The organism is Streptomyces sp. NTH33 (genome assembly GCF_003236365.1).
Classification (GTDB): Bacteria; Actinomycetota; Actinomycetes; order Streptomycetales; family Streptomycetaceae; genus Streptomyces.
In genome coordinates this window covers 1-1,849 of sequence record NZ_POTZ01000802.1, presented here as the reverse complement: position 1 = coordinate 1,849, position 1,849 = coordinate 1, and the positions used below count along the sequence as shown (strand labels likewise).

Below are 1,849 nucleotides of genomic sequence, written 5' to 3'. Positions count from 1 at the left end.
CGGCTACCCGCAGGCACCCCAGGGACAGTCCGCCCCGCAGCCGCCCCAGGGCTACGGGTACCCCGGTCAGCAGCCGAACCCGTACGCCCAGCCGTACGCCCCGCAGCCGGGCCCGTACGGCGCCCCGCAGCCCGGTTACGGCCAGCCCGGCCAGCCCGGCCAGCCCGGTTACGGCCAGCCCGGCCAGCCCGGTTACGGCCAGCCCGGCCAGCCGCCGACCATGCCGATACAGCCCCAGGCCGGACAGCCGGGCGGCGGCCGCAAGGTCAACGCCCAGTTGGCGATCATCGTCTCGGCCGTCGTCGCGATCGCGCTGATCATCGGCACCGGCATCTGGTACGCGAAGTCGTCCGGCGGTGACGGCAAGCAGGACACCGCGAGCGCCGACGGCGGTACCGGCGCCAAGGACGGCGGCACCACGGCCGGAGGCAAGGAGAAGGTGCCCTCCGACCCCGCCGCCAAGGTCCTCTACCAGGTGCCGACGCCAAAGTTGACCGACACGGTCTCCGCCCCCGGCTCCTGGCTCACCGACAAGGTGTACGCCAAGACCGGTGTCGCCGAGATCGTCGGCTACGACCCCGCCAAGGGCACCAAGCTGTGGACCGTGAAGCTGCCCGGCCCGGTGTGCCAGGTCAGCCGCCACATCACCGCGGACGGCAGGACGGCGATCCTCCACGAGCCCGCCATGCCGACCAAGGCCGAGCCCTCCCACGGCTGCAGCCGGATCGCGGCGATCGACCTCGACGCCGGCAGGAAGCTGTGGACGCAGACGGTCAAGTCCGGTGACCAGATCACCAACCTGGACAACGTCACCGTCAGCGCCGGCACGGTCGCCGTGGGCAGCCTCAGGGGCGGCGCCGCCTTCGACATCGCCGACGGCAAGGCCCTGTGGCTCCCGAAGCCGGACGACACCTGCTACGACGCCGGCTACGGCGGCGGCGAGAAGCTGGTCGCGGTGCGCAAGTGCGGCTCGTACGACCAGCGTCAGCTGCACATCCAGACCATCGACCCGAAGTCCGGGAAGGTGATCTCCGAGTACAAGATGGCACGGGGCATCGAGTACGCGGCGATCGTCTCGACCGCCCCGCTCGTCGTGGGCGCCGAAGTCGGCGACTCCCGAGGCATCTCGGACTTCTTCTCCGTCGACGAGACCGGCAGGATGCGCGCCCACATCACGGCGCCCCGCGACCAGTACACGTTCCGCTGCGACCGCATCAGCGCGATCGAGGACTGCAAGAGCCTCGCGGTCGGCAACGACCGGCTGTACCTGGCCACCGAGAGGCACGACGGCACCGGCGAGTTCACCAAGACCAACGAGATCATCGCCTTCGACCTCGGCACCGGCAAGCAGACCGGCCAGCGCGCGGACGCGGGCGACGGCTACCAGCTCTACCCGCTGCGCATGGACGGCGGGAACGTCATCGCCTACAAGACCCCGCCCTACGACAAGGGCGGCCAGGTCGTGAGCATCGACGGCAGCGGCTTCAAGGAGACCAAGCTGCTGGAGAACCCCTCCAGCCAGAACGTGCGGAACGTGGAGAGGACCATGTCCCCGGACTACTCGGAGATCCTCTACTCCCAGGGACGCCTCTACTTGGCGGACACCTACGCCCGTAAGTCGTCCTCGGCGGTCTTCGGCAAGCAGTACCTGGTGATGGTCCTCGGCACGAGCGGCTGACGGCCGCCCCCATGACCCCCATGACCCCCGATTGATCACCGATGGACAGGAATCCCAAAAAGTCCGCCGATCCGGGGCACTTCTCGCCGGTAGGGGCAGCGCGACGTCGAACAAGCGTGTAGCTTCCGGGGGCATGAAGGGCGGGTGTGCCGGGGGGCCACTGCCCGTGGG

1 protein-coding gene is annotated in these 1,849 nt (G+C 69.8%); it reads left to right on the top strand.

Annotated features, from left to right (window positions below):
• The coding region (locus tag C1I97_RS36415) for an outer membrane protein assembly factor BamB family protein (protein WP_258382914.1) at positions 1-1,678 on the top strand (1,678 nt) is incomplete at its 5' end.
• Positions 1,679-1,849: the final 171 nt, after the last annotated feature.